This window comes from Streptomyces sp. NPDC002588 (assembly GCF_040295925.1).
Lineage (GTDB): Bacteria > Actinomycetota > Actinomycetes > Streptomycetales > Streptomycetaceae > Streptomyces.
Genome location: NZ_JBEOWF010000024.1, coordinates 81,405 through 104,708, shown reverse-complemented (window position 1 = coordinate 104,708; position 23,304 = coordinate 81,405). Strand labels below are relative to the sequence as shown.

The window sequence follows — 23,304 nt, the reverse complement described above, 5'->3', positions numbered from 1 at the left end:
GGCCGTCAGCTCTTGATGAGGTTCTTGGCGAGCATGCTGCGGGCGGAGGAGATGACGGCTTCTTCCGGTGACCGGGGCTGCCAGCCCAGTACCCGGCGTGCCCGGTCGTCCGAGACCTTCTTGACGTGGTTGAGGTCTGCCGCGACCGGCCGGAACTCCGCGGAGAAGAGAGCAGCCAGCCGGACCACCAGGTCGGGGATGGTGCGGGTCGGCACCCGGTGGGCGGCGTCGCCGAGACGCGATCGCAGGATCGATCCGATCTGGCGCATGGGCAGCGCCGGTCCGCCGGCGAGCAGGATCCGCTGACCGGCGGCAGCAGGGCTGGTCATGGCTGCGACGTGGGCCTGGGCCACGTCACGGACGTCGACGACGGGGACCCACATGTTCGGATAGCCCGGCATGTCGCCGTTGAGGCTGCGCTGCACGATGTGGCCGGCGCCCGAGATCTGCGTGCCCAGCACGGGGCCCATGACCGCGACCGGCAGCAGCGTCACGAGCTCCATGGCACCGGCCTGCGTGGCCGCGAAGTCCCAGGCGTCGCGCTCCGCCAGGATCTTGCTCTTGCCGTAGGCGTCCACGCCCGGTCCGTCGAGCACCGACCAGTCGTCTTCGGTGAACGTACGGTCGGTGTGCTTGTGTCCAAAGCCGACCGCGTGGAACGCCGAGGTCATCACCACCCGCCCGACGCCTGCGTCGCGTGCTGCGCGCAGCACGCGCAGGGTGCCCTCGCGGGCCGGGCCGATGACGTCCTGCTCGTTCTTGACCTTCCCGGTGTGCAGGGGCGAGGCCACGTGGAGGACGAAATCGCATCCGCTCATGGCGTCGGCCCATCCGGCATCGCCCGTCAGGTCGGCGGCGACGAAGCCGAGACGCTCGCCGCGGGTCGTTCCGGCGTCGGTGAGGGCCGCACGCACAGCAGGTTCACGCTCCAGGGAGCGCACGGTGGTGCGCACGAGGTATCCCTGCTCCAGCAGCTGGAGGATGCAGTGCCCGGCGATGAAGCCGGACCCGCCGGTGACGAGGACACGCTGTTCGGGGTTCGGCATTGCGGCCGCCCTCACTTCCAAGGGTTCGTGGCCTGCCTGGCGGCAGCCGGAGGATCGTGATGCTCCGATCGTTGCCCCGGCCTCCGTGCCGAGCCAGATCCCTGGACATCCAGGGGAGTGGCAGGACCCCCTCACGCGAGCCGGAGGCGGCATAGCGTGGAGGCATGAGTGAACGGCCGAACCAGCTGGGAGAATTTCTGCGAGCTCGGCGCGAGCTCGTCACCCCGGAGGAAGCAGGCATCCCCGTCGTGGGCGTGCGCCGGGTGCCGGGGCTGCGGCGTGAGGAAGTGGCCATGCTGGCCGGCATCAGCGCCGACTACTACCTGCGCCTGGAACGCGGCCGGGACCGCCGCCCCTCCCGGCAGGTCCTCGAGTGCCTCGCCGGCGTCCTGCGCCTCGATGACGACACCAGGTCCTATCTGTTCGGCCTGACTGCCGACCGTCCTCGCCGTGCCCGGCGCCGGCGACGGGAAACGGTTCCGCCCAGCACGGCGCACTTTCTGTCGCTGCTGCCCGTCCCCGCCTTCATCGAGGGACGCCATCTCGACGTCCTCGCCGCCAACCCGCTCGCCACCGCCCTCTCCCCACGCCTGGTGACGGGCGGCAACCGGCTGCGGGACGTGTTCCTCGACCCCGGCGAACAGAGCCTGTTCTCCGACTGGAAGGGGGCCGCGGCAGCGCTGTTGGCCGGCTTCCGCGAGGCCGTCGGCACAGACACGGACGACCCGCGCTGCATCGAACTCGTCGGGGAACTCTCCCTCGCCAGCCCGCTCTTCCAAAAGCTGTGGGCCCGGCACGACGTACGTCCCCGTGGCAGCGCGACCGTGTGCTTCCGGCATCCGCAGATCGGGGACATCACCCTCAGCCGGGAGAAACTCCGCATCACCGGAACCGACGGCATGATGCTCGTCGCTTTCCACCCCGCTCCCGACACTCCCGACCAGGACAAACTGGTCCTGCTCCGGTCGATGGCCGAGCAGCCGGCCTGAGCCCGTCACACCCCACCCGCAGCGCCCCGCGAGCACGCGGACGGAAGGCACGCGCCCGGCGGCGTCGCGGCGCCCCGGCCGCTTCGCTGTCGGCACCGCGCTCAGCGGATGCGTGGCCGTGCCGTCGACCGCGCCCCGAACAGCTCCGCCTGGCGTTCGTCCGGCAGGTTGCCCAGGGAGATGAGATGCGGCGACTGCGTGAAACCCGCCGCGCGCGCCGCCTCCTTCGCCGCCCACAACGCCCGTACGGTGCCCTGGACACCGGTGGCCGGGTAGCCGGCGACGGTCGCGGCACAGGCGGTGGCGGCCCCCAGCGCCTCACCCGTGGCGGTGAGTTCGGAGACCAGGCCGATGTCATGGGCCCGCCGGGCGGAGATCCGCTCGGCGGTCCCCATCAGCATCATCCGGGCGACCTCGCCGTACGGCATCCGCTGGGCCATCAGTACCGATTCGTACGCGCTGACCATGCCGTACGTGGTGTGCGGGTCGAAGAAGAGAGCCTCTGCGCCCGCGACGATGAACTCGCATTCGCCGAGGAGGTAGAAGGCGCCCCCGCAGGCCATGCCCTCGACCGCGGCGATCACCGGTTTCCACAGGTCGTTCGCCTTGGGTCCGATGGTGAGGAGGGGGTCGTCCTGCATGTAGGGGGAGGCGGGCTGGGGGACCACCGCGTCGCGGTCCAGGCCGGTGCTGAAGGCCCGGTCGCCCGCGCCCGTCAGGACGACGGCCCGGACCGAGTCGTCGAAGCGCAACCCCCGCCACACCGACCGGAGTTCGTCAGCGGTCTTCAGATCGATCGCGTTCAGCTTCTCGGGGCGGTCCAGGGTCACGACCGCCACGCCCGTGTCCTTGTCCACGTCCAGGCGCACGCTCACGGCCGCTCCAGGACCCACTGCGGCAGCCCGTCGTCGGTGAAGACGACCTGGACCCGGGCGCCGATGCGCACCCGGTCCGGGGGCAGCGAGTCGAGGGGGGCGCCCGCCGCGCTGACCAGGTTCCCGACCAGGCGTACGCGGGGCGCGTCGGCGAGTTCGACGACGATCACGTTGTACGGGGCCTGCGCGGCGTAGTCGGGGAGGAGGGGTGGGTGCGGGACGACGTAGGACCAGATACGGCCGCGCCCCGACACCGGACGCCAGTCGCTCGTGAAGGACCGGCAGTGCGGGCAGCAGGGGCGGGGCGGGAAGCGGAACTCGCCGCAGTCGGCGCAGGCCTGGAGGCGTAGTTCGCCCTGGGAGGTGTAGTGCCAGAAGGGGGCGCCGTCGGGGTCCGGGACCGGGGTCAGCACAGTTCAGCTCCTGAGCAGCAGGGCGGAGGTGGGCACGCCTTCACCGGCGGTGACCAGGCAGGTGGTGGCGTTCGGGACCTGGGCCGTGCTGGTGCCGCGCAACTGCTTCACGCCCTCGTTGATGAGGTTGAAGCCGTGCACGTACGCCTCGCTGAGGCCGCCCCCGCCGGTGTTGAGGGGCAGCCGGCCGCCGGTCTCCAGCGCGCCGCCCTCGGTGAACGCGCCGCCCTCGCCGCGCCCGCAGAAGCCGTAGCCCTCGAGGGAGAGGGGGACCAGGGCCGTGAACGCGTCGTAGATCTGGGCGACGTCGACGTCCGCGGGGGTGAAGTCGGCGTGTTTCCACAGGTGGCGGGCGGCGGCCCAGGCGGGGCCGGTGAGCGGGTCGTCGTTCCAGTAGTTGACCATGCCGTGGTGCTGGGCGGGCAGGCCCTGGGCGGCGGAGTGGACGTAGACGGGCTTCTGGCGGCAGTCACGGGCGCGTTCGCGGCTGACGATCACGCAGGCCAGCGCCCCGTCCGTCTCCAGGCAGTTGTCGTACAGGCACAGCGGCTCGCTGATCCAGCGGGCGGTCATGTACATCTCGCGGGTGAGCGGGCGGTCGTACATGACCGCGGCCGGGTTCTGGTTGGCGCGGTTGCGGCAGGCGAGGGCGACGTTGAAGAGGTGGTCGCGGGTCGCGCCGTACTCGTGCATGTAGCGGCGGGCCAGCATGGCTATCTCGTCGGCGGGGCGGAGCAGCCCGAACGGGCGGGTCCACTGGGCCGGGGTGGGGAGCTGGACGGTGGTGTTGGTCCAGGGGCGGGGGCCGCTGCCGCGCTTGCGGGAGCGCCAGGCGACGCCCACCGAAGCCTGGCCGGCGGTGATGGCCGCCGCCAGATGCGCGACGGTGGCGCACGAACCGCCGCCGCCGTAGCCGACCTTGCTGAAGAAGGTGAGGTCGCCGAAGCCGACCGCCTTGGCGAGCTCGACCTCGTCCGTCTCCTCCATCGTGTAGGAGGCGAGCGCGTCGACCTCGCCGGGGTCGATCCCGGCGTCGTCGAGGGCGGCGAGGACGGCCCGGCAGGCGAGGGTCTTCTCGCTCTCGGGGAGGTGCTTGGCGAACGCGGTCTGGCCGATGCCGACGACGGCGGTGGCGTCCTTGAGGGTCACGCTGCACACACCTCCATGTGAGGACCTGGCGGCTGACAGTCCGTCAGGCTACCGCTAATCTGACGGGTAGTCAGCTAATGGTGTCGTCGGTGGGGAGGCTCGTGATGCGCGGTGACGTGGAGTGGGGCAGCATCCCGGGTCTGGTCCGTGCGGCGGCCGAACGGTACGCGGACACCGAGGCGGTGGTGGAGGGCCGCACCCGGATCTCGTACGGCGAACTCGGCGCCCGGGTCGAGCGCGCGGCGGCGGCCTGTCTGGCGAACGGGACGGAGGCCGGCGACCGGGTGGGCATCTGGGCACCCAACTCCCTGGACTGGATGGTCGCCGCGCTCGGCGCGGTGTCGGCGGGGGCGGTGCTGGTGCCGCTCAACACCCGCTTCAAGGGCGCCGAGGCGGCGGACGTGCTGCGCAGGAGCGGGGCGCGGCTGCTGTTCGTGACGGGCACGTTCCTCGGGACGTCGTACGTCGCGTCGCTGCGGCGGGCGGCGGGGGAGGGGAAGCGGGAAGGAGCGGGGCCGCTGCCGGGGCTTCCCGCGCTGGAGCAGGTGGTCGTCCTCTCCGACGACGCCCCGGCGGACTTCCGTACCTGGAAGGACTTCCTGGCGAGCGGGGAGGGGGTGGGGCGGGCGGAGGTCCGGGAGCGGGCGGACGCGGTGCGCGGGGACTCGCCGTCGGACATCGTCTTCACCTCGGGCACGACCGGCCGGCCCAAGGGCGCGGTGATCAGCCACGCGCAGACGCTGCGGGCGTACGAGGTGTGGAGCGAACTGGCCGGGCTGCGGCAGGGCGACCGCTATCTGATCGTCAACCCCTTCTTCCACACCTTCGGCTACAAGGCCGGTGTGATCGCCTGTCTGATGCGGGGCGCGACGATGATCCCGCAGCCGGTGTTCAACGTGGACACGGTCCTGGCGAACCTGGCCTCGGAGCGGGTGTCGGTGCTGCCCGGGCCGCCCACACTCCACCAGTCGCTCCTGGACCACGCCGCGCGGGACAAGTACGACCTGTCGGCGCTGCGGCTGGTGGTCACGGGCGCGGCGGTGGTGCCGCTGCGGCTCGTCGAACGCCTGCGGGGCGAACTCGGCGTGGAGACGGTCCTCACGGCGTACGGCCTCTCGGAGGCGAGCGGCGTCGTCACCATGTGCCGCCGGGGCGACGACCCCACGGTCATCGCCTCGACCTCGGGCCGCGCCATCCCGGGCACCGAGGTGCGGGTGGACGCGCCGCCCGGTGAGCCGGGGGAGGTGCTGGTCCGCGGCTTCAACGTGATGCGCGGCTACTACGAGGACGAGGTGGCCACGGCGGAGGTGCTGACGTCCGACGGGTGGCTGCGCACGGGCGACATCGGGGTGCTGGACGAGGCGGGCAACCTGCGCATCACCGACCGCCTGAAGGACATGTTCATCGTCGGCGGCTTCAACGCCTACCCGGCGGAGATAGAGCAACTCCTCGGCCTGCACCCGGATGTGACGGACGTCGCGGTCGTCGGCGTGCCGGACGCGCGGCTGGGCGAGGTGGGCAAGGCGTACGTGGTGCGGCGGGCGGGATCGGTCGTGACGGGCGAGGACCTGATCGCCTGGGCGCGGCGGGAGATGGCGAACTACAAGGTGCCCAGGGCGGTGGAGTTCCTGGCGGAGCTGCCGCGCAACGCGAGTGGCAAGGTGGTGAAGGGGGAGCTCAGAGGGCGGGTGTGACCCGGGGGGGCGGGTGCGGCGCGGGACCCGCGACCGGCGGGTGTGACGCAGGTCATGGGAACTCGCTGATCCGCACAGGCAGTTGAAGGCGTGACCACAGATATGCGAACCCGGGTACGGGCCGGGGATCCGGACGCCTTCGCGGAGCTCTTCGACGAGTGTGCCCGCGCGGTGTACAACCACGCCTTCCGGCTGACCGCGGACTGGACCGTGGCCGAGGACGTCATGTCGGCGACGTTCATGGAGGCCTGGCGGCGCCATGCCTCGATCGAGGCCGAAGGGGGCTCGCTGCGGCCGTGGCTGCTGGGCATCGCCACCAACGTCGCCCGCTCCCACTACCGCAGCAACCGGCGCTACCGGGCCGCCGCCCGGGCGGCGGCCGAGGCGGGCGAGGGGCAGACGGAGGTCGCCGACCACGCCGAGGAGACCGCCGGACGGCTGGACGACCGGCGCCGGATCAGCGCCACGCTGACCGCCCTCGGCTCGCTCAAGCGCCCCGAACGCGAAGTCCTCGTGCTGTGCCTGTGGGAGGGCATGGAGTACGCCGACGCGGCCCGCGCCCTCGGCGTCCCCGTCGGAACGGTCCGCTCACGGCTGTCCCGGGCCCGGACGAAGCTCCGCAAACTGGCGGATGCCGAACTCCGCACGAAAAAACCGGAACTCGGCATGAAAAAGCGGGAACTCGCCTCCCCGATCCGGCAGATAAGAGGTGATCGCGACTACGTGATCCGGTCCGCACAGGAAGGAAACCGATGAACGCCAGCCCCTCCCAGCCGCACCCGGCTGACTGGCCGGAAGCCCAGGAGCTCCGGTCTGCCCAGGAGCGGGATCTGCCGGCGGGCCGTCACCAGTTCCACAAGGAGCGCCTGATGGCCCAGATCCACGAAGACCTCCGCACCACCGCCCCCGAGGCCGCCGCGGTCCGCCGCCCCAACCCCTTCCTGCGCCGGGTGGTCCTGCTGCCCGCCGCGGCCTTCGGCCTGGCCGGAGCGGTCGTGGCCGGACTCGCCCTGTCCGGCGGCGGCGACGGCGGGAAGGCCCTGTCCACCCGTCCCGCGCTGACCACGCAGCTCGGCGCCGTCGACGCCAAGGGCGCGCCCCAGCTGCTCGACCGGATCTCCCTGGCCGCCGCCGACACCTCCGAGCCGACGCCGCACCAGGGGCAGTTCATCTACATCGCGTCGAAGGTGGCCAACACCTATCCGAAAACCGTCGACGACAAGACCACCGTGGTCAGCGACGAACTGCACTCCCGCCAGGTGTGGCAGTCCCTCGACGGGAAGGACGGCTGGCTGATCGAGGCGGGCGAGACGAGCGAGGAGGGCATCACCCTGGCCGGCGACAACTCGCCGAGTTCGGCGTACGCCCACCTGGCCGAGCTGCCCACCGACCCCGACGCGCTGCTGCGGCAGATCTACAAGGAGTCGGACGCGGTCCGCGACCACGAGGTGCCCCGCGACCAGGCGGCGTTCGTCGCCATCGGCGATCTGCTGACCGAGAGCTACCCGCCCGCGAAGCTGGGCGCCGCCCTCTACAAGGCCGCGGCGAAGATCCCCGGGGTCGTCGCGGTGGACGACGCGGTCGACGCCATGGGCCGCCACGGGGTCGCGGTGGCGCGGCAGAACGACACCGACGGGCAGCGCACCGAGTGGATCTTCGACAAGAAGACCCTGGAGTTCCTCGGCGAGCGCGAGGTCCAGGTCGAAGCCGACAAGGACGGGTTGTTCAAGCCGGGCACCGTCCTGTTCACCAGCGCGATCACCCAGCGCGCGGTCGTCGACGGCAACAAGCAGGAGCCGGGGGAGGCGAGCTGACGTGCGCTTCGGTTCCTCGGCGGCGGCACTGGCCGCCCTCCTGGTCGCGGGAGTGATGACGGGGGCCTCGGTGTCGGCGACCGGATCCGGTCTCGGGGTGCGGACGGAGGGGGTGGCCGACACCACCGGCACCGTCCCCCGCGCCCCGTGGGATCCCGCCGCAGGGCAGGACCCCGTCGTACGGCCGGCTCGGTGACGACCTCGGAGGCGTACCCGCTCGGGCGGCCGGGCGGATGGCCCGGCAGGCCCCGGACACGCCGAGACCGCGGCGGCATCCCCTCCGCGCCGCCGCGGTCGGTCCCCCTGCGGAGTGCCGCCTGATCAGGCGGTCTCGTCCGTGGCGTGGGTGTTGTCGGTGGTGACCTCGCCCGTGTCCGCCGCGGTCGCCGTGGCCGTCTTCAGCGGCTCGATGGTGGCGTGCGTGTTCAGCGTGGTCACCTCCTCGGCGTCCGTGGCCTCGGCCGTGGTGGTCGTCTGGTCCTCGCTCATGACGTCTCCCTGCGGGTCTGTGTGGTGGATCGGAAAGCGCCCGCCCGGCGACTCCCCCGTGCCCGGCCGGGCGGGCGCTCCTGGGCCGGTTCACCCTAAGGGCGCGGCCACTCGCCACTCCGTCTGCCCCCCGACGCGACGGAACGGCAGAACCGAGGGTGCCGGGTGGCGATAAACGAACGCTGAACGCGCCGGAATGCCCTCAGGTGAGCGCGAGCGGTGCGAGGAGGCCCCGTACCCTCGCCGCCTCGGGGGCGTCCAGGCTCTCGAAGACGGCCAGCGCCTCCTGCCAGCAGACCTGCGCGCGACCGCTCTGTCCGACACCGCTCAGCGCCTCGCCGAGGGTGACGAGGATGTTCGCCCGCCGCCACTCGCCCCCGATCCCGCGCAGGACGGTCAGCGCCGACTCCGCGTGCTTGGCCGCCTGCGCCGGACGTCTCGCCGCGATGTCGACCTCCGCGAGACGGAACAGGGTCATGCCCTCCCACAGCCGCATTCTGCTGTCGCGGAAGACGGAGAGGGCCTCCTGGAAACGGTCGGCGGCCAGCGGGAGCAGACCGGTCTGGGTGAGTGCCATGCCCAGCGCGTACCGGCCGTTGGCGCCCTTGAGGGTGTGGCCCATGGCGTCGTACATGTCCGTGCCCTGCTGGGCCAGCGACACGGCGGCGGCGGTGCGCCCCAGCGCCAGATGCATGCGGGACAGGTTGCACAACGCGCTCGCCTCACCGGGGCGGTCCCCGGCCGCGCGGAAGCTCTCGATGGCCCGCGTCAGATGGGTCTCCCCCTCGGCGTACCGGCCCTGGTAGAGCGAGATGACCCCCAGCAGGTTCAACGCCCAGCACTGGGGCAGGGGATCACCGGCCGACTCCGCCAGCCGCAGCGCCTCCGCGGCGTTCTGGCCCGAGGGTTCGAAGCGGCCGGACATGTGGAGCCCGTTGGCCATCGTGAGCAGGACCCGGGCCTCCGCCCGCCGGTCGCCGGCCGCCCGGGCCGCCGCCCGGACGGACGCGCCCGTGGCCTCGTACTCCCTGGAGTCGGCACCCGACTCGGCCAGATCGATGGACGCCCACAGCAGGTCCACGGCACGCCGCAACTGGTCGGGGCCAGTCGACTGACGTACACAGGCCAGGAGGCAGGTCGCCTCGGCGTACAGCCAGTCCCGGGAGCGGCGCCGGTCCTCGAAGACGAGCCCCGGATACTCGGTCGTCTCCAGGTGCTCCACCAGGCGGTCGCCGGGTCTTTCGATCGCGTAGACCCCGGCCGCGGTGGCCAGATAGAAGTCCAGCCGCCGCGACAGCGCCGCCTCCCGCTCGCCGGGCGACTCGTCCCGCTCCGCGCATGCACGCGCGTAGAGCCGGACCAGATCGTGGAGGCGGTAGCGGCCGGGAGCCGCGGACTCCAGCAGGGAGGTGTCCACCAGGGACTCGAGCAGGTCCTCGGTCTCCTGCGCCGGCAGGCCCAGCAGTGCCGCGGCCGCCGCCACGGAGATGTCCGGGCCGTCCGCGAGGCCCAGCAGCCGGAACCCGCGGGCCTGGGCGGGCTCGAGCTGGCCGTAGCCCAGCTCGAAGGTCGCCTTCACCGCCAGGTCGCCCGCCTGGAGTTCGTCCAGCCGCCGCCGCTCGTCCGCGAGCTTCGCGGCCAGCACCGACACCGTCCAGGTGCGGCGGGCCGCCAGCCGGGACGCCGCGATCCGGATCGCCAGCGGCAGGAAACCGCACGCCGCGACCACGTCCAGCGTGGCCTTGCGCTCCGACGCCACCCGCTCCTCGCCGACGATCCGGGTGAAGAGGAGGAGCGCCTCCTCGGGGGACATCACGTCCAGGTCGACGAGATGGGCACCCGCGAGGTCCACCATGCGGACCCTGCTGGTCACCAGGGCCGCGCAGCCCGCCGTGCCCGGCAGCAGCGGCCTCACCTGGGCCGCGTCCCGCGCGTTGTCCAGCAGGACCAGGACCCGGCGGCCGTCCAGGACCGAGCGGTACAGCGCCGCCCGTTCCGTCAGGGAGTCCGGTATCGCCGAGTCCGCGGTGCCGAGCGCCCGCAGGAAGGCGCCGAGGACCGTCTCGGGCTCGGCGGCCCGCGCGCCCACGCCCTGCAGGTCGATGTACAACTGCCCGTCGGGGAAGGCGGATCGCGCCTCGTGGGCCACGTGCACGGCGAGCGTCGTCTTGCCGACGCCCCCGATGCCGGCCACCGCGGAGACCGCCATGACCCGGCCGTCCGCCGAGGTCAGCGCCTCGCCGAGTTCCGTCACGAACGCCGCCCGGCCGGTGAAGTCGGGGACGGTCGCAGGGAGTTGCGCGGGCCGTACCCGCGTCACCGACGTTTCCCCTGTGGGCGCGGAGGGCCCGGACAACTCCGGGTCGGCCTGCAGGATCCGCCGCTGGAGCTCGCGCAGCCCCGCCCGCGGATCCACGCCCAGCTCGTCCGCCAGCAGCCGGCGGGTGTCCGCGTACACCGCCAGCGCCTCCGCCTGCCGGCCGCCGCGGTACAGGGCCAGCATCAGCAGTTCACGCAGCCGCTCGCGCAGCGGGTGCGCGGCCGTCAGTGCCGTGAGCTCGGAGACCGCCTCCGTGTGGTGGCCCTGTTCCAGGTCCATGTCGAGCCGGGACTCGAGGAGTCCGAGCCGCCACTCCTCCAGCCGGACGCGCTGGGCCTCCGCGTAGGGGCCGGGAACTCCGGCCAGCGCCTCGCCGTCCCACAGGCCGAGCGCATGGTTCAGCAGCTCGCGGGCCAGGGAGAGGTCTCCCGCGGCCCGGGCCTTCTCCGCCTGCCCGGCCCACTCCTGCGCCACCGACAGATCCAGGGCCCCTTCGCCCAGCCCGCGCACCGCGTACCCGCCGGACTCGCTGACCAGCACGTCGGCGTTCAGCACCTTCCGCAGCCGCGAGGCGTACGTCCGGACCGCCGCCAGCGCCTGCGAGGGGGGCTCCTCGCCCCACAGCGCGTCGATCAGTTCACCCGCCGTCGCGGTACGGCCCTCGCGCAGCAACAGGGCGGCCAGCAGGGCGCGTTGCTGGGGAGAGCCGGTGTTCAGCTGGATCCCGCCGCGCTGTGCCCGCACCGGACCGAGCACGTCGAAGCGCAGTGCCCCCGGCTCCTCGGGACGGCCGGGACGCCTCTGCTCCGGCACGCGCGCGTGGCCGGGTCCTACGCGGTCGTCCATCAGGGCTCCCTTTAGACATCCGAATTACCTGCTCAGTGTGCCGTGTCGGTGCTGGAGCCGTCAGCCGCGGAGGACACCGATTCCGGGCGACAAGTGTGAGTTCACACATTCCTCACATGCGGCACTCGCACGTCTCCACAGAGTCGATCAACTTCATCCCGTCCTGATACAGCCGCGACCGTTGCTGACGACCCGTCAGATCAGCGCTACCGTGCCCTCATGGAGAACGCACTGGAGAACGCACTGGAGAGCACGAAGGCCACCGGGACCCTCCCGCTGATCATCTCCGTCGACGACCACACCGTCGAACCCCCCACCGTCTGGCAGGACCGCATCCCGAAGAAGCACCTGGACACGGCCCCGCGCATCGTCCGCGCCCCGCTGAAGGAGATGACCTTCCTCGGCGGACGCTTCAAGCCCGTGATGGGCGAACCCGGTGACGACGGCCCGATCGGCGACTGGTGGGTCTACGAGGATCTGAGCCGCCCCCTCACCCGCCTGGACACCGCCGTCGGCTTCAGCCGGGACGAGATCAAGCTCGAGGTCATCACCTACGAGCAGATGCGGCCGGGTTCGTACGACGTGCCGTCCCGGCTCGCCGACATGGACGTCAACCACGTCCAGTCCGCCGTCTGCTTTCCCACCTTCCCGCGCTTCTGCGGCCAGACCTTCACCGAGGCCGCCGATCACGAGCTGGGTCTGCTGTGCGTGCGCGCCTACAACGACTGGATGGTCGAGGAGTGGTGCGGCCCGCAGGCGCGGGGCCGGCTCATCCCCCTCACCCTGATCCCCCTCTGGGACGCCGAGCTGGCGGCCGCCGAGGTCCGCCGCAACGCCGAACGCGGAGTCAGGGCCGTCGCGTTCTCCGAGATACCCCCGCACCTCGGCCTGCCCTCCGTGCACACCGACTACTGGGACCCGTTCCTCGCCGCCTGCGACGAGACCGGCACGGTCGTCGCCATGCACATCGGCTCCAGCAGCCGGATGCCGTCCACGTCGGAGGACGCCCCGCCGGCCGTCGGCTCCACCATCACCTTCGCCAACTGCTGCTTCTCGATGGTCGACTGGCTGATGAGCGGCAAGTTCGAACGCTTCCCCAACCTCAAGGTCATGTACGCCGAGGGCCAGATCGGCTGGATCCCCTACATCCTGGAGCGCGCCGACGTCGTCTGGGAGGAGAACCGCGGCTGGGGCGGGGTCGCCGACAAGGTCCACCGGCCGCCGTCCGAACTCTTCGCCGACCATGTCTTCGGCTGCTTCTTCGACGACGCCTTCGGGCTGCGCAACCTGGACTCCATCGGCATCGGCAACGTCCTCTACGAGACCGACTACCCCCACTCCGACTCCACCTGGCCCGATTCCCGCCAGGTCGGCGAGGCCCAGATGGGCCACCTGGACCCGGAGGTCGTCGAACGGATCGTGCGGGGCAACGCGATCGACCTGCTGGGGCTGACCCCCGAAGGACTGTGGCGCAGCAGCTGACCCCCGGCGTCCGCCGCCACCTCTGTTTCCTGGCGGCGGACGACGGAACGAACTCTTGTATGACGGACCGTCAGCATCGACCATGGGCCCCACACCGTCTATATGACGGCTCGTCAGATCAACCTCGCGAGAGGGGAAAAGCTGTGCCGGACTCACCGGACGGACGCCTCGACTACGGCATCCAGCTCCCCGTCCAGTCCCAGTCCACGCTCTACGCCGAACCCTGGGAGGCGGACGCGGGCCCGGCCGACCTGGTCGCCGTCGCCCGCGCCGCCGAGAGCGCCGGCTTCGCCTACATCGCCGTCTGCGACCACGTGGCGATCCCGCGGCGCCTCGCGGACGCCATGAGCACGGTGTGGTACGACCCCGTGGCCACCCTCGCCCACCTCGCGGCCGTGACCGAACGCGTCCGGCTGCTCGCCCACGTCGCCGTCGTCGGGCTGCGGCACCCCCTCCTCACGGCCAAGCAGTACGCCACCCTCGACCACCTCAGCGGCGGACGGCTCGTCCTCGGCGTCGGCGCCGGACACGTACGGGAGGAGTTCGAGGCGCTCGGGGTCGGCTTCGAACAGCGGGGAGCGGTCCTCGACGAGACGCTCGACGCGCTTCGGGCCGCGCTCGGCGAGGAGGAGTTCCCGGCCCACCACGGGAAGCTGTACGACTTCGAGGGGCTCGGGCAGCGCCCCAGACCGGCTCAGGCGCAGGTGCCGCTCTGGGTGGGCGGATCCTCCCCGGCGGCCGTCCGCCGCGCCGCCCTCAAGGGGGACGGCTGGCTGCCCCAGGGCGACCCCAGGGACCGGCTGCCCACGCAGATCGAGACCATCGAACGGCTGCGGGACGAGGCCGGCCGGGCCGGCCGGCCGTTCTCGATCGGCGCCATCACCGAACCCCTGTACGTCGGCACCCCCGCCTGGGACGTCGGCCGCCGTACCCTCACCGGTCCGCCGGAGGCCCTCGCGGAGTCCCTGCGCGCCTACGCCGCGATGGGCGTGGACCAGATCCAGGTCAGGTTCCGCTGCCGCGGCCGCACCGAACTCACCGACCAGCTGGCCGCGTTCGGCGGCGAGGTGGGCCCGCTGCTCCGGGGCGGGCCGCCGGACGGCACGGACGGAACTTCTTGAACATTTGAACACGTCCACGCCGGGCCGCGTATGGAGGAACGTACGGACGTGATGGCTGTGACGGAAGGACCCGTGCAGTGCGATCCACCGAGCCCCCCTTACGGCGGCTGACCGTCGCCGTCGTCTGCCCGGACGGCGACTGGCCCCACGACGACTGGCCGGCCCCGGACGACGCGTACGTGGGCCGGATCGTGCGCCCGGACCCGCCCTTCCGCGTCCCGGAGGGCACGGACGTCGTCGTGCTGCGGTGCGAGAACCCGTCGGTGTCCCTCCCGGAACTGCGGGCCGCCTCGGGCGACACGGACCTGCCGGTGATCGTCGTCAGCCCGCGCGGGGACACCGACACGGTGGTCGGGGTGTTCCAGGACGGCGCGGGCTGTCTGGTCGAGGACGACTACTGCACCCACATGCTGTCCTCGGCCGTGATGGCGGCCACCGTCGGCCACACGTACCTCTCCCCGACCGCGTGCGCCGCCCTGCGGGAGGGGGCCTGGCGGATGACGGCGGGCCCCCACCCGCAGGGCGCGATCGAGCGGCTGCGGGCACTCCTCTCGCCGCGCGAGCGGGAGGTCATGGAACTGCTGTCGACCGGCCTGGGCGCGCAGGAGATCGGGCTGAGGTTACGGCTGAGCGAGAAGACCGTCCGCAACAACCTCAGCAACATCTACGCCAAGCTGGACGCGCGGGGCAGCACGGACGCGGTCCTGCGCTGGCTCGGCGCCACACCGGCCGCGCCTGTGCTTCGCACCTGAGAACCGTCAGGGCGCCGGAACCTCGCTGAGCGGGATCTCCAGGTCGGTGACGTTGTCGCCGCCCTCACCGAATCCGGCTTCCGTGCGGAGGCTGTTGCCCGAGTTCAGGATGCCGTTCGCCTCGGGCGTTCCGCATTTCACGTTGCGCAGCCAGAGGCGGCCGTCCGGAGTTCCGTTCTTCAGGATCTGCGGGTAGAAGACATGGACTGTCGTTCCGCCCTCGCTCGGCGCGAAGAACACCTTCTGGCCGTTCTGCTCCTCCTTGTAGGTGGCCCGCAGGAATCCGCTGACATCGGTGCGCTTGGCGGACCACATGAAGAAACCGATGCTGTCCGGCTGGACGGTGTCGGAGCGGCTGAACGCAAGACCGGTCGTCTTGTCGTCGCGGGTGATGTTGATTTCCGAGGTGTTGAACTTCAGACCGATCTCGAAGAACGAGTTGCCCAGTTTTGTACCGGCGTCGGCGGTGAAACCGTCCTCCAGCTGAATGGTCCTGGTGACGGACGTGCTCACGCTGAACGTGTTCGTCGCCGCGGTCGTCGATCCGCAGTTCTGGGTCACGGGCGAGACGCGCTGATTGGGTCCGAGACTGTTCGCCTTGAACTGCACGTCGACGAACTCGCAGTTCTCCAGTCTCTCCGAGTCGGCGGCACAGTCGGCGGTCACCTCGGAGGGGGTGGCGGCACCTGCCTGGTTCATCAGCGGAACGGCCACGGCGAGCGCCGCGACGGGGGCCAGGGCGAGGGTGATGCGCTTCTTCCTGCTGCGGTGCCTTCTCGTGCGGGGGGTGGCGGCGGTCATGGGATCTCCTGACGGTGACGTACGTGGTGAGCGGGGAATTCCGGTGCTGTTGCCGGGGTCAGCAGTCCTCCAGGACCGCCTTCGAGGTGCCGTCCGCGACACCGGGCGCGCCCGCCGCGCCGGGCAGGATCACCGGCCCCTCGACGACGTCCGGCGCCACGAAGTTCTGCTCGGGTGAGGGGTTCACGGCGAAGCTTCCGGGATCGGCGTCGATCCGCACCCGCCATTCGCCGGTCATGCGCTGCATCCTCGGCGTGAACTCCATGTGGAGCACCTTGCCGACCGGCACCTCCCGCTGTTCGGTGGCGCCGGCCGTGGCCGACTTCACGGTCATGTCCAGCGTGCCCTTGTGCTTGAGCCAGGACCCGCTGAGGAATCCGAAGAGGCCGCCGCCACCGCCCTGCTGGGTCACCGTGTACTTGCCCTGGCCCTGGGCCGCCGAAGCCGACCAGGTGATGGAGACCTTCGCGGGTGCGGTGGCGTTGGGCTCGCAGTTGGGGAAGTCGACGGACGACTTCTCGGTGGGGCCGTCGAAGGTCTCGAACTTCGTCTCGGCGAAATCGCAGTTGTCGGCCATGAAGCCGTCCGCGAAGCCGCCCCCGAAATCCTCCACCGACTGCTGTTTCCCGTTCAGCACCGCGGACCGCTGGCACATGGTCATGATCTGCTCCGGTGTCTTCTCGTCGGCCGCGTTCGCCGACGGAAGCAGGGTGACGATCGCTCCGCCGGTCGCCAGCGCCGCGCCGATCGCCACATACCGGACTTTCCTGTTCCGCAGTTTTCTCCTGGCCACTCCGGACTCCGTCCTTGGTCTCTGCTTTACCTGGCCGTGAAGGATTATTGGGGTCCCGTACAGGCCGTGGACAGAGTCAAATGTCCCTACTTTCAAGTCACTTGATGTGTGCTTGTGCAATCCGGGTCCGGTGGTCACGACATCTGACGATTCGTCAGATGCGGCGCTACGATGCGGGAATCCAGCGATGCGACGCCAAGGAGGCCGGCATGGGCAAGCTCGACGGACGGGTGGTCCTCGTCACCGGATCGGCGCGCGGCCAGGGCGAACAGGAGGCCCGGCTGTTCCGGGAGGAGGGTGCCGAGGTCGTCGTCGCCGATGTGCTCGACGAGCAGGGCAGGGCGCTCGCCGAGGAGCTCGACGCGCTGTACGTCCACCTCGACGTCGGGGAGGAGGACGGGTGGCGGGCCGCCGTGCGGGTCGCCAAGCAGGCCTACGGCCACCTCGACGGCCTGGTCAACAACGCCGGCATCCTGCGCTTCAACGCCCTCGTCGACACCCCCCTCGACGAGTTCATGCAGGTCGTACGGGTCAACCAGGTCGGCTGTTTCCTGGGTATCCGGACCGTCGCGCCCGAGCTGGCCGACGGTGGAACCATCGTCAACACCGCGTCCTACACCGGGGTCACCGGCATGGCCGCGGTGGGCGCGTACGCGGCGACCAAGCACGCCGTACTCGGTCTCACCCGGGTCGCCGCCCTGGAGCTGGCGCCCCGCCGCATCCGCGTCAACGCGGTCTGTCCCGGGGCCGTCGACACGGCGATGTCCAACCCGGCCCGCCTCGACCCCGACGCCGACCCCGAGGAGACGACCCGCGCACTCGACTCCCTCTACCGCAAGCTGGTCCCGCTGGGCCGGATCGGCAGGCCGGAGGAGGTGGCGAGCCTCGCGCTGTTCCTCACCTCGGAGGACTCGTCGTACATCACCGGTCAGCCGTTCGTGATCGACGGGGGATGGCTGGCGGGAGTCAGTGTCATCTGACGGCTCATCAGCTCTTGACCCTCCATGCGGGTGGTGCGACAGTTCGTCGAAACTGACGGTACGTCAGAAATCTTCGTGAACCGGGGATGGTGAACCGCCTTGGAATTCGGGCTCTTTGTACAGGGATACGTGGGCAAGCGTGCCGAGACCGACCCCCTCGCCGAGCACAAGGCGCTGATGGAGGAGACCGAGTACGTCATCCAGGCGGACAAGTCCGGCTTCAAGTACGCCTGGGCGTCCGAGCACCACTTCCTGGAGGAGTACTCCCACCTCTCCGCCAACGAGGTCTTCCTCGCCTACCTCGCCCACGCGACCGAGCGGATCCACCTGGGATCGGGCATCTTCAACCCCCTCGCCCAGGTCAACCACCCCGTGAAGGTCGCCGAGAAGGTCGCCATGCTCGACCACCTCAGCGAGAACCGCTTCGAGTTCGGCAGCGGGCGCGGCGCCGGCTCGCACGAGATCCTCGGCTTCCTCCCCGGCATCACCGACATGAACTACACCAAGGAGATCTGGGAGGAGACGATCGCCGAGTTCCCCAAGATGTGGACCCAGGACGAGTACGTCGGCTTCCAGGGCAAACACTGGCAGCTCCCGCCGCGCAAGGTCCTGCCGAAGCCGTACGGCAAGTCCCACCCGGCGATGTGGTACGCGGCCGGGTCGCCGCCGTCGTACGAGATGGCGGCGCGCAAGGGCCTGGGCGTGCTCGGCTTCAGCATCCAGAAGGTCTCCGACATGGAATGGGTGCTGGAGAAGTACAAGACGGCGATCGTCGACGCGGAACCCGTCGGGGACTTCGTCAACGACAACGTGATGGTGACGACGACGGCGATCTGCGCGCCGACGCACGACGAGGCGATACAGGTCGCCGTCAACGGGGGGCTGCACTACCTGCCGTCGCTGGTGTTCCGGTACCACGACACCTTCCCGCGGCCCGAGGGCTTTCCGGTGTGGCCGGAGACGCTGCCCGAGTACACCCCCGAGTTCGTCGAACTCCTCGTGGAGGAGGAGCTGTTGATCTGCGGCGACCCGGACGAGGTGCTGCGGCAGTGCAAGCGGTGGGAGCAGGCGGGGGCGGACCAGCTGTCCTTCGGACTGCCGGTGGGGGTGCCGAAGGAGGAGACGCTGCGGACGATCCGGCTGATCGGGGAGCACGTGATTCCGAAGATCGACACAGATCCCGTTCACCGGACGACGCGGTTCCGGCAGGCCGTCTGATCGTCCGTCGGCGGGTGCGGGTCGGTTGTGGCTGGTCGCGCTCACGCGGCGGAGCCGCATGTCGGCACAGCCCCGCGCCCCTGAAGTACCTGATCTCCCCGGCGTCCGAGGAGGGGCCGCATGCTCGATCACGTCATCAAAGGTGCGACCGTCGTCGACGGGACCGGTGCGCCCGCCTACGTTGCCGACGTCGGGATACGGGACGGCCGTATCGCCGTGATCGGTACCGTCACGGAGGAGTCCCGGACGTCCGAGGACGCCGCCGGGCTCGTCCTCGCGCCCGGGTTCGTCGACCCGCACACGCACTACGACGCCCAGCTGTTCTGGGATCCGTACGCCACCCCGTCCCTGAACCACGGGGTGACCACGGTCGCGGCCGGGAACTGCGGGTTCACCCTCGCGCCGCTGAACCCCGCCCGTCCCCAGGACGCCGACTACACCCGCCGCATGATGTCCAAGGTGGAGGGGATGTCGCTGGTCGCGCTGGAGGAGGGGGCGCCCTGGAGCTGGAGTTCGTTCGGGGAGTATCTGGACGCGTTGGAGGGGCGGATCGCCGTCAACGCCGGGTTCATGGTGGGGCACTGCGCGCTGCGCCGGTACGTGATGGGCGCGGACGCCGTCGGCGGGCAGCCGACCGCGGAGCAACTGGACGAGATCGTGGGGCTGTTGCACGACGCCATGGACGCCGGGGCATGGGGTTTCTCCACCACGCAGTCCTCCAGCCACTCCGACGGCGACGGGCAGCCCGTCGCGTCCCGGCACGCCCGGCCGGAGGAACTGCTCGCCCTGGCGCGGGCGGTGGGCGAACACGAGGGGACGCAGATCGAGGCGATCGTCGCCGGCTGCCTGGACCAGTTCAGCGATGCCGAGATCGACCTGTTCGTGGAGCTGAGCGCGGCGGCCGGACGCCCCCTGAACTGGAACGTCCTGACGATCGACGCGGCCGTACCGGAGCGGGTGCCCCGGCAGTTGGCGGCGAGTGAGCGGGCCCGGAAGGCCGGGGGGCGGGTGGTGGCCCTGACCATGCCGATCCTCACGCCGATGAACATGTCCCTCGGCACCTTCTGCGCGCTGAACCTGATTCCCGGGTGGGGTCCGGTCCTCGGTCTGCCCGTCCCCGAGCGGATCGGGAAACTGCGGGACCCGGCCGTCCGGGCGGAGATGCTGCGGCGGGCCGAGTCCAAGGAGGCGGGCGTCTTCCGGCGGCTCGCGAACTTCGGGCGGTACGTCATCGGCGACACGTACAGCGCGGCGAACGAGGGGCTCACGGGCCGGGTGGTGCGGGACATCGCGCAGGAGCGCGGACAGGACCCGTTCACCACCCTGGTGGAGATCTGCACGGCCGACGAACTGCGTACGGTCCTGTGGCCCATGCCGAGCGACAACGACCCGGCGTCCTGGGCGCTGCGCGCCGAGACCTGGCAGCACGAGGACGTGATGCTCGGCGGCTCCGACGCCGGCGCGCATCTGGACCGGATGTGCGGGGCGCCGTACACGACCCGCTTCCTCGGCGACTGTCTGCGGGGGCGGAAGCTGATGGGGCTCGAGCAGGCGGTGCAGATGCTGACCGGCGACCCGGCGCGGCTGTTCGGGCTGCGCGAGCGGGGTCAGGTGCGGGAGGGCTGGCATGCGGACCTCGTCCTGTTCGACCCGGAGCGGATCGACGCGGGCAAGGCCACCCTGGTGCACGACCTGCCGGGTGACAGTCCGCGGCTGGACTCCCGGGCGGAGGGGGTACGGGCCGTGTGGGTCAACGGGGTCGCGGCCATCCGGGACGACGTGGTGACGGGCGAGGTACCCGGGCGGGTGCTGCGGTCGGGGCGGGACACCAGGACGGTGAGCACCAGGTGACGTCCTTCGAGGCCGACGGGCAGCGGCTGTTCGTCGGCGGGGCCTGGGTCGAGCCCGAGGGCGGCCACTACCCGGTGACCGACCCGGCCACCGAGGAGACCGTCGGCGGTGCGCCGGAGGCCTCGCGGGAGCAGGCGCTCGCCGCCTGCGCCGCGGCCCGTGAGGCCTTCGGGCCGTGGTCGCGCACGGCGCCGGAGGAACGGGCGGCCGTGCTGGGGAGGGCCGCCGACATCATCCGGGGGCAGCTTGAGCCGTACGCCTCCCTCGCCCAGGCCGAGACCGGGGCCACGACCGGCACCGCGCGCGGAATGCAGGTGGGGGTGGGCGCGGCCCGTTTCCGGCGGTACGCGCGCGTGGAGAGCGCGGAGTGGGCGATCCCGCCGCAGATCAACGAGGCGGGGCCGATGGGCAGGGCGGGGGTCATGGGGGCGGTGGCGGTCCGCCAGCCCGTCGGGGTCGTCGCCTGCATCACCTCGTACAACAACCCCTGGGCGAATCCGGCCGGGAAGATCGCGCCCGCGCTGGCCATGGGCAACACGGTGGTCGTGAAGCCCGCCCCGCAGGATCCGCTGTCCGTCTACCGGATGGCGGAGGCGCTGGAGGCGGCGGGCGTGCCGCGCGGGGTGGTGAACGTGGTCTCCGGGCAGGCGGTCGCGGTGGGCGAGGCGGTCGTGGAGTCGCCGGACGTGGACATGGTGAGCTTCACCGGGTCCACGGCCGTCGGGCAGCGGATCGCCGAGGTGTGCGGGCGGGAGATGAAACGCCAGCTGATGGAGCTGGGCGGGAAGGGCGCGGCGGTCGTCTTCGACGACGCGGACGTCGCATCGGCGGTGTCCGGGATCGGCACCACCTTCTCCTTCTACAGCGGACAGATCTGCACGGCGCCCACCCGGGTGCTGGCCCAGCGCGGGGTGTACGACCGGCTGGTGGAACAACTGGCCGCCTACGCGGGCCGGTTGCCGGTGGGTGACCCGCGGCGGCCCGGGACGGTCGTCGGGCCGGTGATCTCGGCGGCGCACCGCGACCGGGTGGAGTCGTACGTGGAACTGGGGCGGAAGGAGGGCGCGGTGGTCCTCGCGTCCGCCGGCCGACTGCCCGACAGCGGTTTCTACATCGGCCCGACCGTGCTCGCCGACTGCACGAACGACATGCGGGTGGCCCGGGAGGAGATCTTCGGGCCGGTGGTGACGGTCATCCCCTTCGACGAGGAGGAAGAGGGGATCGCCCTGGCCAACGACAGCGACTACGGCCTGATCGACTACGTCTGGTCGGGCGACGTGGCCCGGGCGTTCCGGGTGGCGCGGCGGCTGCGGGCCGGCGGGGTCGGCATCAACACGGTGGGCCGGAACATGGAGGCGCCGTTCGGGGGGTTCAAGAAGAGCGGTGTCGGGCGGGACGTGGGGTCGTACGCGCTGCACGCGTACAGCGAGGTGCAGGCGATCGTCTGGCCGGGATGATGTGCCCTTTGGAACCACGGGGACTGTCCCGGGCGTGCAGACAGTGCGGTGCCGGAGGTCCAAAACCGGGCGGTAGCCTCTGAATTGACCGGACGGACACGTAGCGTCCGGACGCGGGAGATACGGACAGTGGTTCTGTCCATTCGTCGTGTCTACCCCCGTAAGACATTCAGAAAACGTTCTGGAGACCACACTTGAAGCTCGCCAAGCGTCTCGCCCTCACCACCACGGCCGTCGCCCTCGGGGTCGCCGGTACCTTCCTGGCCACGACGGCCGACGCCGCGCCCGCGCAGCCGGCCGTCGCCAAGATCAGCGTTCCCGACGCCCTCAAGGTGCCCGACGGCAACAAGCTCACCGGCGTCTTCGACGCCAAGGGCGTCCAGACCTACACCTGCACCGACGGCGCCTGGAAGCTCCTGGAGCCCGCCGCCACCCTGTCGTACAAGAGCGACAAGTCGCACCGCCCCGTCGCCCTGCACTCCCGCGGCCCGGTCTGGGTCTCCACGGTGGACGGCAGCGCGGTCAACGCCACCGCTGTGGCCACCTCCCCCAAGACCGGCACCATCCCCGAGGTCCTCCTGCAGGCCACCGCCACCCGCGGCACCGGCGTCTTCGCCGACGTCACCTACGTCCAGCGTCTGAACACCTCCGGCGGCGTCGCGCCCACCACCGCGTGCACCGGCACCGAGCAGGTCGGCGTCCCCTACTCCGCGACCTACGCCTTCTACAAGCCGGCGAAGTGACACGGTAGGCGGACGACGCCACGGCAGTGGCCCCCGGTGCGCGAGGGGGCCGCTGCCGCTGTCGTGGGGGCGTCAGTCGGCCAGGTCCACCCGTACCGTGAGCAGTCCCGTCCCCAGGGCCCGTACGGCCGCGCTGTTGCCCTTGGGCAGGGTGCGCAGCCGGGCCACCGGGTCGTCGTCCGGCATCAGGTGGGCCGTACCGGTGTGCCAGCGCCCGCCGATCCGTACCCGCACCCGCGGGTCGGCCTGGATGTTGCGGACGTACTGCGACCGCTCCCCGAACTCGGAGACCAGCCAGAAGGTGTCGTCGATCCGCCGGCCGCCCAGCGGGGTGCGGCGGGGCAGGCCGGAGACACGGCCGGTGGTCTCCAGGAGCGTGTGGAACGGCAGACGGCGCATGAGCGGGTTGGCGACGTACCGCTGGAAGGCGGTGGTCGCGCGGAAACGGAGGTCGGTGGGTCGGGACATCGT

At 71.3% G+C, this 23,304-nt stretch carries 22 protein-coding genes; 13 read left to right on the top strand and 9 right to left on the bottom strand.

Going from position 1 to position 23,304, the window contains the following annotated elements; all coding sequences use genetic code 11:
• Positions 1 to 5 precede the first annotated feature (5 nt).
• Positions 6 to 1,046 carry an SDR family oxidoreductase gene (locus ABT057_RS26740; RefSeq protein ID WP_352346128.1) on the bottom strand — a complete coding sequence of 347 codons (1,041 nt, stop codon included), beginning with the start codon at positions 1,044 to 1,046 and terminating at the stop codon, positions 6 to 8.
• A gap of 164 nt (positions 1,047 to 1,210) precedes the next feature.
• On the opposite strand from ABT057_RS26740, the gene ABT057_RS26735 reads away from it, so the two are divergent.
• Entirely contained in the window at positions 1,211 to 2,035 is an 825-nt protein-coding gene (locus ABT057_RS26735) for a helix-turn-helix domain-containing protein (protein WP_352346127.1), read from the top strand.
• Positions 2,036 to 2,136: 101 nt separating this feature from the next.
• Here the strand turns inward: ABT057_RS26735 and ABT057_RS26730 are convergent, their stop codons facing one another.
• Genes ABT057_RS26730 through ABT057_RS26720 form a run of 3 tightly spaced genes read right to left on the bottom strand, consistent with a single transcriptional unit; the run spans position 2,137 to position 4,472 of the window.
• Positions 2,137 to 2,910, bottom strand: a complete 774-nt coding sequence (locus ABT057_RS26730; RefSeq protein WP_352346126.1) for an enoyl-CoA hydratase/isomerase family protein — start codon at positions 2,908 to 2,910, stop codon at positions 2,137 to 2,139.
• Complete coding sequence (locus ABT057_RS26725) at positions 2,907 to 3,323, bottom strand: Zn-ribbon domain-containing OB-fold protein (RefSeq protein ID WP_352346125.1); 417 nt, start codon at positions 3,321 to 3,323, stop codon at positions 2,907 to 2,909. The genes ABT057_RS26730 and ABT057_RS26725 overlap by 4 nt, the downstream gene beginning before the upstream one ends.
• 3 nt (positions 3,324 to 3,326) lie before the next feature.
• The gene (locus ABT057_RS26720) at positions 3,327 to 4,472 is read right to left on the bottom strand and encodes a lipid-transfer protein (RefSeq protein WP_352346124.1); all 1,146 of its coding nucleotides are present in this window, start codon (positions 4,470 to 4,472) and stop codon (positions 3,327 to 3,329) included.
• Between the two features lie 104 nt (positions 4,473 to 4,576).
• On the opposite strand from ABT057_RS26720, the gene ABT057_RS26715 reads away from it, so the two are divergent.
• The 4 genes from ABT057_RS26715 (at position 4,577) to ABT057_RS26700 (ending at position 8,176) form a co-directional block, all read left to right on the top strand.
• The gene (locus tag ABT057_RS26715) at positions 4,577 to 6,166 is read left to right on the top strand and encodes a FadD3 family acyl-CoA ligase (protein WP_352346123.1); all 1,590 of its coding nucleotides are present in this window, start codon (positions 4,577 to 4,579) and stop codon (positions 6,164 to 6,166) included.
• A gap of 102 nt (positions 6,167 to 6,268) precedes the next feature.
• A complete protein-coding gene (locus ABT057_RS26710; protein WP_352346122.1) occupies positions 6,269 to 6,922 on the top strand; it encodes an RNA polymerase sigma factor in 654 nt (217 codons plus the stop codon).
• Entirely contained in the window at positions 6,919 to 7,980 is a 1,062-nt protein-coding gene (locus ABT057_RS26705; protein ID WP_352346121.1) for a CU044_5270 family protein, read from the top strand. The genes ABT057_RS26710 and ABT057_RS26705 overlap by 4 nt, the downstream gene beginning before the upstream one ends.
• A gap of 1 nt (position 7,981) precedes the next feature.
• The gene (locus ABT057_RS26700) at positions 7,982 to 8,176 is read left to right on the top strand and encodes a hypothetical protein (protein WP_352346120.1); all 195 of its coding nucleotides are present in this window, start codon (positions 7,982 to 7,984) and stop codon (positions 8,174 to 8,176) included.
• A gap of 125 nt (positions 8,177 to 8,301) precedes the next feature.
• Here the strand turns inward: ABT057_RS26700 and ABT057_RS26695 are convergent, their stop codons facing one another.
• On the bottom strand, positions 8,302 to 8,469 hold the full coding sequence (locus ABT057_RS26695; RefSeq protein ID WP_352346119.1) for a hypothetical protein: 168 nt from the start codon (positions 8,467 to 8,469) through the stop codon (positions 8,302 to 8,304).
• A 202-nt stretch (positions 8,470 to 8,671) separates the two neighbouring features.
• Positions 8,672 to 11,635 carry an SARP-family global regulator AfsR gene (afsR, locus tag ABT057_RS26690; protein WP_352346118.1) on the bottom strand — a complete coding sequence of 988 codons (2,964 nt, stop codon included), beginning with the start codon at positions 11,633 to 11,635 and terminating at the stop codon, positions 8,672 to 8,674.
• A 219-nt stretch (positions 11,636 to 11,854) separates the two neighbouring features.
• On the opposite strand from afsR, the gene ABT057_RS26685 reads away from it, so the two are divergent.
• The 3 genes from ABT057_RS26685 (at position 11,855) to ABT057_RS26675 (ending at position 14,990) form a co-directional block, all read left to right on the top strand.
• Positions 11,855 to 13,117: an amidohydrolase family protein gene (locus ABT057_RS26685; RefSeq protein ID WP_352346117.1), complete on the top strand. Its 1,263-nt coding sequence runs from the start codon at positions 11,855 to 11,857 to the stop codon at positions 13,115 to 13,117.
• A gap of 143 nt (positions 13,118 to 13,260) precedes the next feature.
• Positions 13,261 to 14,238: an LLM class F420-dependent oxidoreductase gene (locus tag ABT057_RS26680; protein WP_352346116.1), complete on the top strand. Its 978-nt coding sequence runs from the start codon at positions 13,261 to 13,263 to the stop codon at positions 14,236 to 14,238.
• A gap of 77 nt (positions 14,239 to 14,315) precedes the next feature.
• Positions 14,316 to 14,990, top strand: coding sequence for a LuxR C-terminal-related transcriptional regulator (locus tag ABT057_RS26675; protein ID WP_352346115.1), 675 nt, complete (start codon positions 14,316 to 14,318; stop codon positions 14,988 to 14,990).
• Between the two features lie 6 nt (positions 14,991 to 14,996).
• On the opposite strand, the gene ABT057_RS26670 is transcribed toward ABT057_RS26675, so the two are convergent.
• Both ABT057_RS26670 and ABT057_RS26665 read right to left on the bottom strand, forming a co-directional pair.
• Positions 14,997 to 15,791, bottom strand: coding sequence for a hypothetical protein (locus ABT057_RS26670; RefSeq protein WP_352346114.1), 795 nt, complete (start codon positions 15,789 to 15,791; stop codon positions 14,997 to 14,999).
• A 58-nt stretch (positions 15,792 to 15,849) separates the two neighbouring features.
• Positions 15,850 to 16,545 (bottom strand): hypothetical protein, encoded by a 696-nt coding sequence (locus tag ABT057_RS26665; RefSeq protein WP_352346113.1) that lies wholly within the window; start codon positions 16,543 to 16,545, stop codon positions 15,850 to 15,852.
• A gap of 248 nt (positions 16,546 to 16,793) precedes the next feature.
• Between ABT057_RS26665 and ABT057_RS26660 the strand changes: the two genes are divergently transcribed.
• The 5 genes from ABT057_RS26660 to ABT057_RS26640 all read left to right on the top strand — a co-directional run bounded on the left by ABT057_RS26660 (position 16,794) and on the right by ABT057_RS26640 (position 22,833).
• A complete protein-coding gene (locus ABT057_RS26660; RefSeq protein ID WP_352346173.1) occupies positions 16,794 to 17,564 on the top strand; it encodes an SDR family NAD(P)-dependent oxidoreductase in 771 nt (256 codons plus the stop codon).
• Positions 17,565 to 17,663: 99 nt separating this feature from the next.
• The gene (locus ABT057_RS26655; RefSeq protein WP_352346112.1) at positions 17,664 to 18,782 is read left to right on the top strand and encodes an LLM class flavin-dependent oxidoreductase; all 1,119 of its coding nucleotides are present in this window, start codon (positions 17,664 to 17,666) and stop codon (positions 18,780 to 18,782) included.
• Positions 18,783 to 18,902: 120 nt separating this feature from the next.
• Complete coding sequence (locus ABT057_RS26650) at positions 18,903 to 20,633, top strand: N-acyl-D-amino-acid deacylase family protein (RefSeq protein ID WP_352346111.1); 1,731 nt, start codon at positions 18,903 to 18,905, stop codon at positions 20,631 to 20,633.
• A complete protein-coding gene (locus ABT057_RS26645; RefSeq protein ID WP_352346110.1) occupies positions 20,630 to 22,090 on the top strand; it encodes an aldehyde dehydrogenase family protein in 1,461 nt (486 codons plus the stop codon). Before ABT057_RS26650 ends, ABT057_RS26645 begins: the two co-directional genes overlap by 4 nt.
• A gap of 194 nt (positions 22,091 to 22,284) precedes the next feature.
• Entirely contained in the window at positions 22,285 to 22,833 is a 549-nt protein-coding gene (locus ABT057_RS26640) for a DUF3455 domain-containing protein (protein WP_352346109.1), read from the top strand.
• 72 nt (positions 22,834 to 22,905) lie between these two features.
• On the opposite strand, the gene ABT057_RS26635 is transcribed toward ABT057_RS26640, so the two are convergent.
• Positions 22,906 to 23,301, bottom strand: coding sequence for a nitroreductase/quinone reductase family protein (locus tag ABT057_RS26635; protein ID WP_352346108.1), 396 nt, complete (start codon positions 23,299 to 23,301; stop codon positions 22,906 to 22,908).
• Between the last annotated feature and the right edge of the window lie 3 nt (positions 23,302 to 23,304).